The organism is Ureaplasma rhincodontis (assembly GCF_057537535.1).
The window spans coordinates 408028-427637 of sequence record NZ_BAAKAX010000001.1; the positions used below are offsets into that span (position 1 = coordinate 408028).

The window sequence follows — 19610 nt, forward strand, 5'->3', positions numbered from 1 at the left end:
TATAATAATACTTATGTTATGGAGGTGTATAATGACCAATTCTAATATTAAAAATATTAAAATAAGAACCATAATTCCCTTTTATAACAAAATGGATATAAACAGAGAATACAATCTTATGGTTTTGAATCCAAATAATTTTTTTACTTATTTAGATAAAAAAATTAATGAACTTAGTAACTCTGTTGAAAAAAACATATTTATCAAAAATAAAAATGATTTTTATGTAAAAGAAACAACAGATAATCCAACATTGGTGAATAAAAAAAGTTTTGACAACAAACACATGTTCAATTTTGCATTAAACATAGATGTTAAAAATGAAATGTTTTTATTGGCAGAACAAATACAACTTTCTTTTTATATTGATTCTGTTAAAAAAGAATCAATGGGCGCCTTTTCTTTTAATACTGGAAAGTTAAACGAAAAATTATATGGTGATAGAACAAAAAAGATTTATTTACAATTTTTTATTAATAACTTTATTAAAAAGAATTTTTTCCCTTTGGATATAAACTCTTTTGTAAGAGATGTTCTTAATAATAGAGAAAATTATAAGAAACTTGAAAATAAATGAACATTACAATTATCTGAGAGAATGGAAATATCTGAAAAGAAAATTTCTTCTATATTCTCTTCGTTGATTGAATTGCTTTTGGTGACTTTCTTTATAAAAAATGAAATAGATAAATTTATAAACGGATCTCAACAAAAAGAAATAAAAACATCAAAAATGCCACTCGAAATTTATGTTAAAAACACATTGTCTTTTAATTCTTATTTTCAAGATTTCAAACCAACGTTTGAATTAATAACAGAGAGCGCTGATAATATTAATGTTTTTGAGTTCGTTACTTCTGATTTCAAAATGAAAAATCTAATATATTTATTGAATTTTCCAGAATTATATTCTTTAGGAACATCAAATAATGATTTGATAAAATATAAAAACTTTTTTAAAATTTTATCAAGTGATCACGATCTTAGTAATTCTTATATAAAAAAGAGAATAAACAATTATATAACTGCAAGAACGAACAGTCACATATCGTTTTCTAGTGAAGACACAGTTGTTATAATTAGACACAACACGAGTGATAATGAATTTAAAAGAATATATAATTCTCATTTTTGAGCTGAAATTTATTTTCAAGTTAATGTTTTTAAGAAAGAATATATTGAAAAAAAACTACAAGATACCTATTCAGAGAAGATTACGGATCTTAATGAAGATTTTTATATAAACAGTTCTAGTGAACTTTCTGAAATCCAATACAAACTTCATAACCAACTTTATGGAATTAATGAAATTAATAAAATAATAAATCAAAAAAACCGTATATATGATTATGAAAATTCTTTGGAGATATTACACCAAAAAATAAAAATTTCACATGGTTCTTTTTTAGAAACTAGCCAAGCAAGGTGATTGACATATTCATTTGTTGTTGGTTCATTGAATTTAGTAATAACTTATATAATGTCTATATTCACAATACTTGCTAATTTGTTAGATAATTTTGATTATTCTTTATTAATAGTATTCATTTCAATTAATACATTTATGTTCTTTTTTTCAGCTTGCTTTGTCGGGTTCACTGTTTCTAAATATTTAATATTAAAGAAAAAAATAAATCAAATTACAAAAAAAAGAAAAAGACAAAACTCTAGGGAGGAAAAATAAAATGACTAAAAAAACATTTCTAAAAGGATTAAAAATAAGAACTATATATCCTTTTTATATTAAAAACGTTAATGAAAAATTCTTTACTGAATTGTCAAACAACAAAAACACAGTTTTTGTTAAAAAGTTTCTTCCTAAAATAGAAGAAGAATTTGATAAAGAAGATATTGAAGCTTTAAAAATAATAGAAAACCTTAGAAAACCAGAAAAAATTCTTAGAATGATTAATTCATCATTATTGAAGATAGTTTCTTTAACTGGTTCTAAAACAGCCGAATTATTTTCGAGAGTTGGAACAGATGAATTAAAACAACCTTTATATATAAAAACAAAGAGTAATTTTTCTGATTTAGAAATTATAGGTGATGTTCACGAAGATAGACGTTTCTCATATGCAATTAATGTAGATGAAAACTCTTATTTATTCGAGTTTGTTGAACAAATTCAATTAGGCTTTTATTTAGATCATGAAACAAATAGAATCTCAGGTGGTTTTTCTTTAAACTCTGGCAATGTTACAGGTGCACAAGATTTTGAAGAAGCCGTTGAGAAAGTTTATGTTCTTAAACTTATAAACAAATTTTGAAAATCACAATTGTATCCGATGACTTTAGAAAATATTCTTTATTTAATATCAGATATTAATAATGTAGAAAATGATAATGAATTAGTAGATATTATTGACGCCGATCAAATAACTATTCAAGAATTGAAACATAATTGAATTAGATTCATCGACAAGAAGTTTATTAAATTCAAGAAAATGAGCGCAGCAGAAAGAAAAGAGTTTGAAAACAAAAGTTTTTATTCAATTTTAATTCTTTCATTAATCATGCTTTATATTCTTCAAGAAATTAATAATTACTTTACTTCTGAAAAACCTGAACTTATATTATCTTTATTAAGTAAACCAACAGTTTTGAAAGACAATGGCGATCAAAACTATGAGGGTGATTTTAAAGCTTTAAGTTTGTTCTTGAAAGAAGCACAAACTAGAAGAACTGATTTATCTAATAAGGCAATTAATAAAGTTAAAGATGCCAATGACTTGATCAATTTATTGAGCAAGTTCAACATTTCAGATCAAAGAAACGTTTTTCTTGGTGAATTCATTTCCACTTTTGAAGTTATTCCAGAACAAAAAGTTAAAATACTTGATAAAGATAATTTCTTAGAAGATTGAAAATTCAAAACATTTTTCTTGATGTTGATTTTCCCTGAAATCTATAGTTTGAGTATTAATAATCCTCATTTAATTGAATACAAACATTTATGAAACAGCATTAATTCAAACCAAGACATAAATATATCTAGTGCTATTTTAGAAGATATAGATGAAGCTATATGTGAAATGAACTATGATTTTGCTTCATTTATTACTTCTGAAACTATATTGATATTAAAAAACAATGACCCCCTTTATCTTGAAAGAGAAGGCGAAAAAACTCTTGTTGTTAGAGATGAAAATAGAAGACTTTATAATAATTATTTCTGAGCAGAAATTTATTTGCAATCTAAAATCTCTGAAAAAAATAGTATTGAATCTGCCATGAGCAAGATTAGTCAAATCAGACAAAAACAAAAAACTTTAGTTTTCAAAAATGCAATTCAAAATCTTGAAGACTTACAGTTTGACTGATATGATCACTTCTATGGTTTGCCACAAATTAAAAAAATTGTGAAAAAACTTGATGAAAGAAATGATTTTAAAAATTCATTAGAAATATTAAGTACAAAAATTCAGAATGAAGACGAAATAACTAAAAAAGATGGCGAAAGAAATTGAATTATTTTAGCCTTCATTATTGCGTTATTGAATTCATTAATTGATTTTATTGCTTGTGTGTTTTCTATATTACCAAACTTAGCAGTAACAGAGGTTGGACACTCATATGTGTATACTTTTGTTGGCGTTGCTACTTTCATAGCTTCTATAATGTTTGGTATACTAGTTGTTACAGCAACCAAGTTGTTTAAATTCAAGAAAAAGATCAAAAATCTTCAAAGAAATAAAACATACCAAAATTTTTAAAACCGATTTATATGTTATTTAATATCGGGAATATTTAAATTAAAAAAGTGCTATTTTAGGGACTTTTCAAAACAAAAAACCCATAAATTTTTCATTTTTTAGTAAAATAGATATATCAACGTGAAAGAAAGCTGGGGATTATGCAACATTTTTTAATTAAAGAATTTCAACAAAATGTTCAAAATCTTTTCCCGTGAGTTGGAAAAGAAGAGTTTGAAATGTTTGATAAATATAAAAATGTTGTACAAAGAGAAAATGAAAAAATAAATCTATCTCGTCTTGTGGATGATGAAAAAATTTATGATCATTACTTTTTAGAATCTTTACTACCTTTTAGTGATAAAGATATATTTAATAGAGAACTAACCTTCAATATTCTTGATATCGGTTCTGGTAGCGGCATACCTGGTGTGTTGTTGGCTATAATATTTAAAAATTCAAATATTTCTGTTATGGATTCAAATACTAAGAAGACAAATTTCTTGAATACTTTAATAAAAGAATTAAATATTAATAATGTAAATGTTATTAACGCCAGAGCTGAAGATGTTGCTAGTGAATATGAAGAAAAATATGATATCGTTACTTCTCGCGCAGTATCTGAACTTTATAAAATAATAGAAATATCTGTTAAATTTTGTAAAGTTGGTGGAATGCTTATTGAACCTAAATCACAAAAGGCTCATGCTGAATTAGCAAATGCTAATAGCGCTATTAATAAACTTCATTTAGATTTAATTAAAACTAATGAATATGAGTTTTTAAAAAAAGAGAATCATGTTTTCTTTTTTAAAAAAAACCAAAAGACCCCTGAGAATTATCCTCGTAAGTGATCTTATATTTTAAAAGATAAATTATAGATGATTATTAATTTTGTTAACAGTTACAAAAACAAAGCTTTGACCGAATTTGTTTTTAATTTTTCAAAAGATTTTTTGAAAATAAGTTCAGTTTTAATAATTTCAGAATTTGCTAAATCAGACAAAACAAAAGAGATTGAGCAAATCCTTAAATTAAAAAAACCTAAAATTTATAAAACTAATAAATTTATTTGTAAGTCTATTAATTATATTGAATCTATCGAAGATGAAGTTTATAAAACAACAACTGAAAAAATAATGCACATTTATAAAACCTTTTCGTTTTTAGTGCTTGAAAATAATTTTGAAAGTTTAAGAAAATATAAAGATATCAAGAATTTAGATACCTTTGTTTTTGTTGATATTGAAGAATATTCAGAAAATTTAATTTTTGAATTCCTTAATACAATCATTTCGAAAAGTGAATTTAATAAAAACATAAAATTTATTTTCTTTACCAAAAATCCCTCAACAGAAAATGATATCCTGTTTAGTTCATTAACATCAAAAATTAAAAAAGTAATATTTCCAAATATGTTAATTATAAAAAATGAAACAGTCCAAAAGAAAAGCAGAGCATTTAAGTCATTACTTGATTTTGCTAAAGAATAAAAAAAGGAGAAACCATGCGTTTTAAAAAAATATCAATTGCTATTTTAGCTACAGTAGCTGTAATAATTCCAAGTAGTTTAATGCTGGCTATTGCCATTAAACCACGTCCACCAAAAGCTAGTTCTGAATTCTTAATGAGCTTTAATGGTGCTATAAAGAATCTTGAATCTAAAAAAAGTTTAACTCCAGAAGAAGAAAAAAAATTAATTGAATACAAACAAAACCAAGCTTATATTGATGGATTAAAAAACCAAGTTGCTGAAGTATTTAAAGCGTATGCTAAAAAACATCCTAAAAACTCAAAATTAAATTTACAATTTATAACTCTAAATGGTTCTCCAACTCCTGGAGACATTAATTACTTTAACCAATTGAATAAAGCCTTTAAAGAAATAAATCCAAATTTATCATTTACTTTATTACAAAGATCTCCTGAAAACGTACAACTTGGTTTCTATCAAGGTAATACTGATATGGTTTCATTTTATTGAAGTCCTGATTTTAATGGCCTTGGAACTTGATTGGGTTATGTGTTCTCAACTTCTTTCAACGTGCCTAATATGTGAGGTCCATTAGCAGAATTACTAAGTGGAAGAATGGGCAACACTTTAGCACCATGAATGATATCTATGAAAGAAAAATTTCAAAAAATCACTATTCCGGTTAAATCTTGAATTGTTGGTCCAAATGGAGAACCAACGAATAAATCATTTGTTTTTCAAGTGCCATTATGATTTGACAGCAATACACCAGAAATTCCAGGCGCTCCAAAAGTAGCTCAACAATCAAGCGGACACTTCATTACTCCAAATGAAATCGCTGGACTTGTTGCCACTCTTAGAGATGGTAAATTTGTCTATGGAGACAAAACTTTAATTAATGATTCTATTACTCCAGATATGTTTGACACCGCAATTCAAAATGGAGTTAGTGCTTGAGTTGCTTTTCAAGGGAATAATGATGTTGGCGGCACATTAATGACTGACGCCCAAAACAAAAGTGGAACCTTCCCAAACTTTACTGGCGGAATTCAAAATTTTAAACCATCAAATGTGGTTGAATTCATCGATTGAATTAGTAAATATATTCCAACTATACCGTTTGCTCAAAAGGGTCCAGGATCAAAAGTTAATCTTTTGGTTAAGGCCGGCGCAAACACACCAACATCTCAATTGGGGGCGACTAACTATAGAGATTGATATTACAATCCAGAAGTTTATACAAAAAACTCTTATAGATGAAGATCAAAAGGAAATCCTTTCGAATCTTCAACTACTCCAATAAATCCAGCATTTACTCAAACATCTAATAGTACATATTTTGATTCTGTTTTCAGCCCTTTATTTAGTTGAACTTCAAATGGTAATTTCTACAACGAAGAAGAAAGTGCAAAAGGCGCTCCAGAATATAAAATATCTTTAGTTTCACAAGGCACAAGCGTTAATCTTAAAAATTTTGAAAGTGTCATAGATTCGGATTTTGGTAGAGACAAACAAATACAAATAAGCCCTTCTATTCAATATGGTCAAATTCAAGATGGTGGTGGCTGAGTTGATTTACCAATTAGAGCAATCCCTTGAGTTTCTTATGATGGTCAACAAGCCAAAAATAATCAAGGTCAATTACAATATTTATCTCCAGCCGATTATTTAGCTGGTTTCCAAGCATATGATCGTTCAATTAAGGCCGGCATTAACTCTAATAGTTATTTCGTTGGTTTAACGAATTTAGATATGCAAGCCACTTTGGATTGTCCTGAAAACAGTGCCGTTAATACATCTTTACAAGATAATAAATCGTTTAGAATTTTCTTCCACAAACCACAACTTGCAGGAAAAACAATTGCTGACATTTTAACAAACGCTTATTTTTCAGCCATTCCTCATTTTAGCGATTTGGTTCAAAACATAACAAATAAACAAAAGTTTGATTCTATTGCTCAAATGAATGGTAATTCTATGTCAGTTGGTTCAACTAATATGGATTTGTTTTATGGTTCAGGTACACCATACAGAAAAGGTTTTGTGAATTCGCTATATTCAGCAGCACCTTATTATATAAGTTCTATTGACAGGCAAAGAATTGTATTTAAAGCTAATAAATATTTCTTTAATTCTTTTGATAATGAAACAGGAAGTGATTATCTTTCATATCATTTAAATGGCACTTGACCAACAACCTCTGCAACTACAACTCCGAGAAAATACAAAAAATTCGAAACTATAGAAACTCTTTATGGAAATGACCAACAAGACTTGGTTTCATTTAATGCTTTTAAATATGGTGATTTAGATCAGACTGAAATTCCAAAATCAGAAATGGCTAATGTTTTTTCTCCAAATTCTAGATTTAAAAAAGATATTTATCAACCAAGTATTATTAAATTGTCTAGATCTGATTTAATGCCTTTTAATTTAAACATATATGAAAAAAACTCGACAACAGGACAATATATAGTTAAAAACAGCGCTGGAAAAATTATAAAAAATCCATCGGGCATTCTTGGAACTGATAAATATGGTAACACAACTTTAAAAAGTGGTTATCATTTACAACCAAAATCAAGAATCGGTCAACCATATGTTGATTTAATTGCAAAAAACTTCTATACTCCTAATAAACCTGATATTCCTATATTAGATAGATCAAGTGCTATTCTTAGAGAAGCGATTGCTAATTTAATTAATTGATATTCATTAACATCTATCCAAAATCCGGGCGAGACACAAGTTATGCAAAACTCATTCTTGCCTTTTGGGACTTTCCCTATTAAACCAGACAATGCTTCAACAGATTCAAGATGAACTTATTGAAGTATTGCCGCTTACAAGGTTGGTCAAAAAGATAAACCACTTGGCGAAAGACTTGGTGGTTCTGTTCAATGAACATGAAATCAATATATAAATAATAGAAAACTAAAAATTGAAAATAACAAGTAATAAGAAAGGAAAAATATGCTTAGATATATTCTTCGAAGAATAATTTTAGCCGTTATAGCATTAATTGTTCTAATGGTTTTGGTATTCTTCTTGATGCAAGCTATTCCTGGATATTCTCTTCAACGTCAACAAAACTGAACTGATGCTCAATACTTAGAAAGGTTGGGAGCTGAGGGTTTGCTTGCAAATCCAGTTGTTCAATTTGGTAAATTCATTGAAGGGTTATTCCACGGACAGTTTGGAAAAGTTTATAACTCTTCTGAAACTGTTGTAGAAAAATTCATACAACCGATGCAATATTCAATGATGATCTCAGGACCGGCTTTTGTTTTGAGTTCTATAATTGGTGTTGGTTTAGGAATTATTTCTGCTTACTATAGGGGAAAATGAGTAGACAGTTTAATAAATTTAATTGCTGTGCTATTTGTTTCTATACCATCATTTATTTTTGCCTTGCTACTTGCTAATTTATCAGGTATTTTGGGGCTGCCAACACAGTTTGATGCGTCTGGCTCTTCTTTAAAGATGTTCACATCTTTAATAATGCCAGTATTAGCAATGACCCTTGCTTCTATTAGTGGTGTTTTATATTACACAAGAAACGAACTTGTGGAAGTCTTTAAGCAAGACTACATTAAAACAGCTTTGTCAAAAGGTGTTTCATTTAAAAAAATTATTTTGACTCATGCTTTAAGAAATGCTTCTATTCCTATTGTTGCGATATTATTGCCTAGTTTTGTTGGGGTAATGTCTGGTTCTATTATTGTAGAAAGATTCTTTGCTGTACCTGGGGTTTCTTCAGTTATAGTTAATGCTGTTCAACAGAAAGAAACATATATAGTTTTATTTGCTTCATTATTTTATGCTTCATTATATTTTTCATTACATATTGTGGCTGATGTATTGTATACAATAATTGATCCAAGAATTGTCATTTCTTCAAAAAATAAAAATTCAATTATTAAAACTGTTAATTCACTTAGATTGAGAAACATAAATAAACAAGAAGTTTTAAGCAATGATTATTATTTAAATAACTTTAACTTTAACTCAATTAATTTTGATGTTAAAGAAGAAATAATAGACAACAAAGTTGATCTTCCAACTAAGAAAGAAATTAATTTTGCAAGAACTCAAATTAATCCAAATATCGAATTTGCAAAACCAACTAATGTTGCTTATTTAACAAATAATTACTTTAGTGAAAAATTATTTGTAAAATCTAAAAACGCTGGAAACAACAACGAACAAATCGTTGGAAAACCTTCTAATTATTGAAAAGACGTATTTACAAGATTTTGTAAATCTAAAACATCTGTAATTTTTTCTATTCTTTTAATGGGAATAATTCTATTTTCAATTATTGTTCCACTGATTTCACCAAATTCGATTAATGAATCATTAGGTGCTGGAAACTTCCCGGGATTAGTTTCATACTTACCGCCAAGAATTCCAGGATTGGGCATCACTGGTATAGTTGCAGAAAAAGTTGTTGATAATCAAACATTTCATCTTTTAGAAGAACTTCATCTAAAATATCCGGGTCTTTATTCTTCTGCTAATGAAATAGGAGCCTCATGAGTTGTTAAAGATTTCAATCCTTATGTTCTTCCTGGTTTAAAACATTCATTCCCATTCATGGGAACAGATGGTATTGGTAGAAATTGATGAAATATGCTATGATACGCAACTGCTAAATCATTAACGCTGTCAGTTCTGGCTTCGTTAGGTGCTGTTCTTATCGGTGCTATTTATGGTGCCATTTCAGGTATGTTTATTGGTAAATGAATCGATAACATAATGATGAGAATTGTTGAAATTCTTAATGGTGTTCCATTGATTATTTGAGTGTTGATTTTATCTATGGCAATATCAACAGGAACTACAAATATATTTACGATAGCTTTTGCTCTTATAGTTACAACTTGAATGAGCGCTGCTATTATTACAAGAACATATGTTCTTAAAATTAAAGATGCAGAATTTGTTTATGCTGCACAAACTCTAGGGGCTTCAAAAATAAGAATTTTAACAAGTCATCTTTTACCTAATGTTTTAGGTAGACTAGCTGTTGTGTTTGTAAACAACATTCCGGCAATTATTTTCTTTGAATCATCATTGGTATTCTTAGGTTTAAGTAGTTCAATTGATGTTTCTATTGGTTCTATGATCGATACTGCATGAAAAGAAAATCTACCCTACTTATTGGTAGGGCCAACATTAATGATTTGTTTAATTACGTTATCATCACAATTGATGGCTAATAATTTAAATGATTCTATTGATCCAAGAATAGTGAACTAGGAGTAAGAATGAACTTTTTCAAAAAGAAGGTTTTTATTGAAGATTTAGATAAAAAACTTGATGAAGACACATTATTAGATATTGTTAATTTAAATGTTAGTTTCAAAACTAAATCTGGTGTTTTAAAGGCTGTTCGTGGAATAGATTTTAAAGTTAAGAAAAACGAAATTGTTGGTCTTGTTGGCGAATCAGGTTCTGGTAAATCTGTTTCTGTTAAATCTGTTATAGGTTTTAATGACGGAGCAAAAACAACAGCCGACAAACTTAATTTATCTAATATTGATATTAGAGAAATTAAGAAAAATGATTGACCATATTTAAGAGGAACAAAAGTTGCGTATATTCCGCAAGATCCTTTGTTGTCTCTTAATCCAACCAAAAGAATAGAATCACAAATATCAGAAGCTATTTTTTCTGTTGAAAAAAGACATTATCAATGAGAAAAATATAATATTGAAAAAAAATATTTAAATTCTTCTGATATTGAATCTAAAAAAAGAGAATTGTTAGAAGCAAAAGAAAACTATAAAAAATCTATTAACAAAGAAGTTGTTTATAAAAGAATAATTTCCATATTAGATTTTATTGGTATTACAGATCCTGAAAAGAAAATTAAATCATTCCCACATGAATTTAGTGGTGGTATGAGACAAAGAATAGTTATTGCTATTGCTATTGCTTCAAAACCCGACTTAATTATTGCTGACGAACCAACAACAGCTTTGGATGTTACGGTTCAAGCAAAGGTTTTAGAATTAATCAAAAAATTAAAAGATGAATTCAAGATATCTATTGTATTCATCAGTCATAATATCGCTTTGGTTGCAAACTTCTGTGATTACATATACATTATGTATGCAGGTAAAATTGTAGAAAGAGGAACAACAAAAGAAATATTTACTCAATCAAAACATCCATATACTTGAGCATTGATTTCATCAATACCAGACGCTCAATCTGATGATGAATTAGTTTCTATTGAAGGAACCCCTCCCAATATGCTTAATCCACCAAAAGGAGATGCATTCGCTCCTAGAAATAAATATGCTTTGAAAATTGACTTTGAAGTAGAACCTCCAATGTTCAAAATTTCAAAATCTCATTCAGCTGCAACCTGATTGTTATCTGAATATAATAAAAGTGAAATATCAGTACCAAAATCAGTTATAGAAAAATCTTCTATAGCTCTTGCATCTATTAATAAAATGGATGATTCTAAATAAATTAAAGGTAAATTATGAGTCTAGAGAACAAACCAGAAAATAAAATTATTTTAAAAGTTGACAAACTTAATAAATACTTCAAAAAACAAAATACGTTATTCAAAGCTGTTAATAATGTATCTTTTGATGTGAAGCAAGGAGATTTCTTTGGAATAATTGGTGAATCAGGTTCTGGTAAATCAACGACTGGTAAGGTTATCATTAGATTGTTAGAGGCTAATGGCGGAACAATTACTTTTGATGACAAGATAATTTCACAAGATAAAATTTCTAGAAAAACCAAAAAATGATTAACTAAAAACGTACAAATGATCTTTCAAGATCCTATGTCATCTTTAAATCCAAAGAAAAATGTTTTGAATTTAATTTCTGAACCTTTAATTATTAATAAAGAAATTAATTCAATAGCAAATGAAATTATTAAAAATCACAATATTATTAATCCATATTATCAATTCTCTTATAAAAGAAAAGATTTTCATTTAACTAAAGAATTTAATGAGAGTTACTATATTGAAGTTTTGAAAGAATATAAAACATTATTAAAAAATATTAAAAACTTTAATATTGATCAAAAAAATTTAGAAACTATTAATTTTGATTTTTCAGAAATTTTTTCAACTTCTGAAAGTGTTATAAAAGAATTAACTAACTTAATTCATCCTTATTCAAAAAAAATCAAAAACGTTTATGATGAAATTTTAACAAGGCATCAATCTGGCAAGGCTTATGAACAAGAATTGAAACTTCAAGAGGCTGATAAAAAACTTAAACTTTTAAGTGAAACTCATAAAAAGCCAGATTCAATAATTGAATTAGAAGAAAAACTTAACGATAAAAGAAAAGTTTACAATGATTTTAAATCTGATTTTTCTGAAAAATATAATGAAGATAATGTAATATTTTCTAAATCAATTCTTTCTTCTTATAAAACAGATTTACATGCTTTAAAACAAGAATGCAACAAGGCAACTAGCTTCACTAAATATTTAGTTATCAGTGCCAAAATATTAAAAGCAGAATTATTTATTGAAAATTTCAAGTTGCTTACAAAACAAAAATATTTATTGAATCATGAAATAATTTCTTGCAAAGAAAAGCTTGAAGAAATTATTTTAAAAACAACTAAAGACTTAATTAATAAAACATTAGTTTTAAGAAATCTTGAAATAGAAAAACAAAACAAAATTTCAGAATTTCTTAAAAAAGAATTAATAAGTAATAATACTGCTGAAAAATTAAAAGAAATTAATTCTCAAGAAGAAATTAAAGAAATAATTTCTAATGTTGAAATTAAAGATAAAAACTTTGAAAAGATAAATTCTGAAATTGAATCTACTATGAGTTTTATAGAATCGGAATTTGAAAATAAAAATAAATTTAATTCTGAAGAAATGTTATCTTTGATTAATTCTTTTGTTTTAAAATCAGAAAAAATAAACTCTGAATATCAAACACAAAAAGATAAATGCGAAGACAAAATTATTGAAATTGAAAACGAATTAATTAAACAAAGAAAAAAAATCATAGAATGAAAAACAACAAAAGAACATAAAATTAAAAAAGAATTATTCTATAAAGCAGAAAAAGAATATCAAATTGCTTTAGAAGAATGTAGAGAATTTTATAAAGAACTTGAAAAAACATTCCTTTGAGAATATCAACCGAAAATCGATGTTTTAAAAGAAGAGATCAACAACAACAAAAAATCTATTAAAAAACTTAAATTAGAATTATCATTAATAACTAAAAAATATAGACTCTTATTAATTAAAAAAACTTGAAAAGAAAAAACTGATTTAAATTTAATTCAAAAATTAAAAACTTGTTTTGAATCTCAATCTTATTTTGCAAAAGAAGTTGATGTTAAACTTAAAAATCTAAAAGCTTTAGATTTTGAATATGACAACATAATGGACGAAGTTCAATTAACTAGAATGTTAAGATCTGAGAACAAAATTGTTTTACTTCTAAACAAAAGATTCTTAAAGAAAGTTTTAATTAAACAAAAAGTTTATGAATCTCTAAAATCAGTTGGTTTAAAAACCGAACATGCATATAGATATCCACATGAATTTTCTGGTGGTCAAAGACAAAGAATAGTTATTGCAAGAGCTTTAATTAATAACCCTAAATTAATAATCGCTGATGAACCTATTAGTGCTCTTGATGTTTCTGTTCAAGCTCAAGTTATTAATATTATGAAAAATCTTGCTGAAGAAAAAAATATTACGTTTTTATTCATTGCACATGATTTGTCAATGGTTCATTATGCTTGCAATAGAATGATTATTATGCATAATGGTAGAGTTGTTGAAAAAGGTAACACCAATGAAATATTTAGTAATCCAGTTCATCCATATACTATATCTTTAATAAAGGCAGCGCCTCAGCTTTCTAAAATACATGTGAATCTTTCTGCTTTTAGTCAACTTGAAAACTATTCTGATTCTTATTCAGAAACAAATAAACCAATTTATTATGATATAGAATCAGAAATGGAACATCAAGTTTTTGGAACCGAAAGTCAACTTAAAAAATGAAAAAACCAGTAGATTCATGATCTGGGATGAAAACAGGTTATGGAAGTAGATCAAAATGAAATACTTTAAAAAACAAAAGCAAGAAAAACAAAAATAATGCTAATGCAGATAATTATGACAAAAGATATCCTAATGGAATGATTCCATTTATTGTAATTATGATTGCATTAGTAATAGGAATTATTCTTGTTATGACCATTCGCCCTTCATACTCTCATGGTGGAGAACTTTATTTAAAACTCAATTGATATTGAAACTTATTTTATTTAACAGGCGCAGCTCTTTCTTTAATAGTTTTTTGAACCCTTGGAAGGTTTGACTTCTTATCTAGTGTTAGATTCGGAATGTTAAAATTTGGAAGAACTGTAAGGTTGGCTGATATTAAAAGAAAAATAAAATATAAAGTTATTGAATCTGCCATTGATGATGTTGAAAATCTTCAAGAATGAGAAGAGTTTACAAAGATAAGAAAAAAACATACAAAAAAATGATTTATTATAAGTTGAATAACTTATGGTTCTTTATTTGGGATCAGTATAATAATCATGCTTATCATGGATTATGCAGTTAATGTATAATTCATGATTTTTTCTTGCGTTTTTTAATATCTTTATAACCACAAATATACATTTTCAGGTTAATATTAATTTGTGAGTGTCAAGATTGACAACTAACCAATATTATTCATGTTTTTTGAATAATCCAAAAAATACATATACTTAATTAAAATCAGCAGCAAAATATTGTCTATTTTGTTCTTAAATTTACTGATTTTCTTGACTTATTAAAATAATTTAAAATAAGTTAAGCGTTTTTTAACTTTTGTTATATACTTATTAGGTGTAGTTGAAATCCAACTCACAGATTGTTCTTTCAAAACTTAATAAAATCCGTCAATTTTTTGAGAGTTTGATCCTGGCTCAGGATTAACGCTGGCGGCATGCCTAATACATGCAAATCGAACGAAGTATTTATACTTAGTGGTGAACGGGTGAGTAACACGTATCCAATCTACCCTTTGGTTGGGGATAACTAGTCGAAAGATTAGCTAATACCGAATATCAATATGACTATCGCATGAGAACATATTGAAAGGTCCGTATGGACCGCCAATGGATGAGGGTGCGGAATATTAGATAGTTGGTAAGATAATGGCTTACCAAGTCAATGATGTTTAGCTGTACTGAGAGGTAGAACAGCCACAATGGGACTGAGACACGGCCCATACTCCTACGGGAGGCAGCAGTAGGGAATTTTTCACAATGGGCGAAAGCCTGATGGAGCAATGCCGCGTGAATGACGAAGGTCTTATAGATCGTAAAATTCTTTTATTTGGGAAGAATCACATGAATAGGAAATGATTTGTGTTTGACTGTACCATTTGAATAAGTATCGGCTAACTATGTGCCAGCAGCCGCGGTAATACATAGGATGCAAGCGTTATCCGGATTTACTGGGCGTAAAACAAGCGCGGGCGGATTTACAAGTTTGGTATGAAAGACACTTGCTTAACGAGTGTTTGTATCAAAAACTGTAGATCTAGAGTGTAGTAGGGAGTTCTGGAATTCCATGTGGAGCGGTGGAATGCGTAGATATATGGAAGAACACCAGAGGCGAAGGCGAGAACTTAGACTATCACTGACGCTTAGGCTTGAAAGTGTGGGGAGCGAATAGGATTAGATACCCTAGTAGTCCACACCGTAAACGATGATTATTAGATGTTGGCACTAAAGTGTCGGTATCGAAGCTAACGCATTAAATAATCTGCCTGGGTAGTACATTCGCAAGAATGAAACTCAAACGGAATTGACGGGGACCCGCACAAGTGGTGGAGCATGTTGCTTAATTTGACGATACACGTAGAACCTTACCTAGGTTTGACATCTCCTGCAAAGCTATAGAAATATAGTGGAGGCTAACAGGATGACAGGTGGTGCATGGTTGTCGTCAGCTCGTGTCGTGAGATGTTGGGTTAAGTCCCGCAACGAGCGCAACCCCTGTCGTTAGTTATTTTATCTAACGAGACTGCTGCCGCAAGGCAGAGGAAGGTGGGGATGACGTCAAATCATCATGCCCCTTATATCTAGGGCTGCAAACGTGCTACAATGGTTGATACAAAGTGTTGCCAAGCTGTAAAGTGGAGCTAATCACATAAAGTCAATCTCAGTTCGGATTGAGGGCTGAAATTCGCCCTCATGAAGTTGGAATCACTAGTAATCGCGAATCAGACATGTCGCGGTGAATACGTTCTCGGGTCTTGTACACACCGCCCGTCAAACTATGGGAGCTGGTAATATCTAAAACCGTTATGTTAACCGCAAGGAGACAGACGTCTAGGATAGGATCGGTAACTGGAGTTAAGTCGTAACAAGGTATCCCTACGAGAACGTGGGGATGGATCACCTCCTTTCTTCGGAGTTATTTATTAATTTCGTACTTAAGTGTACACAATATTAAAATCCAATTTATTTTTTATTCACTCACTGGATAATATATTTTGGTCGGATTTTATTAAGTTTTGAGAGATTTAATCTCTCCCTTATGAGTTTATCTCATGAGGAGATAGTTCTTTGTAAACTAAATATCATCAATCTTTCCGATTTAAAATTAGAATTTATTCTAATTTTTAAATCACGATTAAGAATTGATTTATTCAATTCTTTATCACAAAAATAATACAAGTCTAAAATGCAAATTTTAGACAATATAGTAACATAAGGATTTATTTATAAGTTATTAAGAGCTTATGGTGAATGCCTTGGGACAAACAGGCGATGAAGGACGTGCAAATCTGCGATAAGCTACGGGTAGTTGATAAGAAACTGTAATCCGTAGATCTCCGAATGGGGAAACCCAGTATATAGTGATATATACTATTATTAACTGAATTCATAGGTTAATAAAGCGATACCTGGTGAAGTGAAACATCTCAGTAGCCAGAGGAAAAGAAAACGAAGTGATTCCCTCAGTAGCGGCGAGCGAAAGGGGAACAGGCCAAACCGGCTTTGCCGGGGTTGTAGGACTACAATATAGACTTGATTTAGATAGTGGAAATAGTTGGGAAGCTATATCATAGAGGGTGAAAATCCCGTACACGAAATCTAAATCATACTTAGTAGGATCCTGAGTACGGCGGGACACGTGAAATCCTGTTGGAATCTGCCCAGACCATTGGGTAAGCCTAAATACTAGTTTGTCACCGATAGCGCATAGTACCGTGAGGGAACGGTGAAAAGAACCCAGAGATGGGAGTGAAATAGAACCTGAAACCATAAGCTTACAAGGTGTCAGAGCACATTAATGTGTGATGGCGTGCCTTTTGAAGTATGAGCCTGCGAGTTATTATTACATGCAAGGTTAAGCAGTAGATGCGGAGCCGTAAGGAAACTGAGTCTTAATAGGGCGATTTAGTATGTGGTAATAGACGCGAAACGGGATGATCTAACCATGGGCAGGTTGAAGGTGAAGTAACATTCACTGGAGGACCGAACCCACTTTCGTTGAAACGACAGGGGATGACCTGTGGTTAGTGGTGAAATTCCAATCGAATTCCGTGATAGCTCGTTCTCGTCGAAATATTTTTAGGAATAGCGTCAGATTATGATCAAATGGGGGTAAAGCGCTGAATCTATGATGGCGCCACCTCGGTGTACTGAATAGAATTAAACTCTGAATACCATTTGATTTACTCTGGCAGTCAGACTGTGGGGGATAAGCTTCATAGTCGCAAGGGAAACAGCCCAGACCGTTAATTAAGGTCCCTAATATATGCTAAGTGGAAAACGTTGTTGAGGATCACAAACAGCAAGGATGTTGGCTTAGAAGCAGCCACCGTTTAAAGAGTGCGTAACAGCTCACTTGTCGAGATTCTCTGCGCGGAAGATGTAACGGGGCTAAGCATATAACCGAAATTACGGGTTCACATTTTTTAATGTGAGCGGTAGACGAGCGTTGTATTTGGGGCGAAGGTAGAGCGTGAGCACTATTGGACCGAATACAAGTGAGAATGCAGGCGTGAGTAACGTATGAAAGTGAGAATCTTTCAAGCCGATTGACTAAGGTTTCCTGGGCCAGGTTCGTCCTCCCAGGGTAAGTCGGAACCTAAGGCGAGGCCGAAAGGCGTAGTCGATGGACAACAGGTTAATATTCCTGTACCAATCATTAAAATGATGGAGTGACGGAGAAGGTTAATGCAAGCCGGTTATTGGATTCCGGTTTAAGTATCAAGTTGCAAATGTTGGCAAATCCGCATTTGAATACAACAAGGTACGAGTACGAGTGAACGTTTCGACAAGTAGCGAAGTTGCATATATCATGCTTCCAAGAAAAGCTTCTAGTGTTAATTTAATGATTGTCCGTACCGAGAACGAACACACGTGGTCAGGTATAAATGTACCAAGGCTAGCGAGTTAACTATAGTTAAGGAACTCTGCAAATTGACTCCGTAAGTTAGCAATAAGGAGTGCTCAACGTAAAAATTGAGCCGCAGTGAATAGCGAGGGGGGACTGTTTAACAAAAACACAGCTCTATGCTAAGTCGTAAGACGATGTATATGGGGTGACACCTGCCCAATGCTGTAAGGTTAAAGAAGAATGTTAGCGTAAGCGAAGCTTTTAACTGAAGCCCCAGTGAATGGCGGCCGTAACTATAACGGTCCTAAGGTAGCGAAATTCCTTGTCGGGTAAATTCCGTCCCGCTTGAATGGTGTAACCATCTCTTGACTGTCTCAACTATAGACTCGGTGAAATCCTGGTGAGGGTGAAGACGCCCTCTTGGCGTGATTGGACGGAAAGACCCCATGAAGCTTTACTGTAGCTTAATATTGAAGCATTTGTTTGTTTGTAGAGCATAGGTAGGAGACTTTGAAGTGTAGTCGCTAGATTACATGGAGTCATCTCTGGAATACTACCCTTGCATTCAAATTCTTCTAACCTGCAGCCGTGAAACCGGCTGGGGGACAGTGTTAGGTGGGCAGTTTGACTGGGGCGGTCGCCTCCCAAAAGGTAACGGAGGCGCGCAACGGTACCCTCAGCACGGTTGGAAATCGTGTTTAGAGTGTAATGGTATAAGGGTGCTTGACTGTGAGACTTACAAGTCGAACAGGTAAGAAATTAGGTCATAGTGATCCGGTGGTTCAGAATGGAATGGCCATCGCTCAACGGATAAAAGCTACTCTGGGGATAACAGGCTGATAGTGCCCAAGAGTTCATATCGACGGCACTGTTTGGCACCTCGATGTCGACTCATCTCATCCTGGAGCTGGAGAAGGTTCCAAGGGTTCGACTGTTCGCCGATTAAAGAGATACGTGAGTTGGGTTCAAACCGTCGTGAGACAGGTTGGTCCCTATCTGTCATGCCCGTAGGAAGATTGAAGAGTTCTGTTCCTAGTACGAGAGGACCGGAATGGAGACA

Annotated in this window: 9 protein-coding genes and 2 rRNA genes; all 11 read left to right on the forward strand. The window is 30.8% G+C overall.

The window, feature by feature from the left end; genetic code table 4:
* Window positions 1–31 precede the first annotated feature (31 nt).
* A complete protein-coding gene (locus AC27EK_RS01850) occupies window positions 32–1684 on the forward strand; it encodes a hypothetical protein (protein ID WP_487231657.1) in 1653 nt (550 codons plus the stop codon).
* Between the two features lies 1 nt (window position 1685).
* Entirely contained in the window at window positions 1686–3716 is a 2031-nt protein-coding gene (locus tag AC27EK_RS01855; RefSeq protein ID WP_487231658.1) for an MPN338 family protein, read from the forward strand.
* A 140-nt stretch (window positions 3717–3856) separates the two neighbouring features.
* Window positions 3857–4576: a 16S rRNA (guanine(527)-N(7))-methyltransferase RsmG gene (rsmG, locus tag AC27EK_RS01860; RefSeq protein WP_487231659.1), complete on the forward strand. Its 720-nt coding sequence runs from the start codon at window positions 3857–3859 to the stop codon at window positions 4574–4576.
* Window positions 4577–5188, forward strand: coding sequence for a hypothetical protein (locus tag AC27EK_RS01865; RefSeq protein WP_487231660.1), 612 nt, complete (start codon window positions 4577–4579; stop codon window positions 5186–5188). It abuts the gene before it with no gap.
* A 14-nt stretch (window positions 5189–5202) separates the two neighbouring features.
* Window positions 5203–8127, forward strand: a complete 2925-nt coding sequence (locus AC27EK_RS01870) for an MG321/MPN456 family lipoprotein (protein WP_487231661.1) — start codon at window positions 5203–5205, stop codon at window positions 8125–8127.
* A gap of 15 nt (window positions 8128–8142) precedes the next feature.
* Window positions 8143–10431: an ABC transporter permease subunit gene (locus AC27EK_RS01875; protein WP_487231662.1), complete on the forward strand. Its 2289-nt coding sequence runs from the start codon at window positions 8143–8145 to the stop codon at window positions 10429–10431.
* Between the two features lie 8 nt (window positions 10432–10439).
* Complete coding sequence (locus tag AC27EK_RS01880; RefSeq protein ID WP_487231663.1) at window positions 10440–11654, forward strand: ABC transporter ATP-binding protein; 1215 nt, start codon at window positions 10440–10442, stop codon at window positions 11652–11654.
* 14 nt (window positions 11655–11668) lie between these two features.
* Window positions 11669–14209: an ATP-binding cassette domain-containing protein gene (locus AC27EK_RS01885; RefSeq protein ID WP_487231664.1), complete on the forward strand. Its 2541-nt coding sequence runs from the start codon at window positions 11669–11671 to the stop codon at window positions 14207–14209.
* A complete protein-coding gene (locus tag AC27EK_RS01890; RefSeq protein ID WP_487231665.1) occupies window positions 14194–14775 on the forward strand; it encodes a hypothetical protein in 582 nt (193 codons plus the stop codon). The genes AC27EK_RS01885 and AC27EK_RS01890 overlap by 16 nt, the downstream gene beginning before the upstream one ends.
* A 319-nt stretch (window positions 14776–15094) precedes the next feature.
* A 16S ribosomal RNA gene (locus AC27EK_RS01895) occupies window positions 15095–16607 on the forward strand.
* Window positions 16608–16923: 316 nt separating this feature from the next.
* Window positions 16924–19610, forward strand: a 23S ribosomal RNA gene (locus AC27EK_RS01900); the annotation flags it as partial.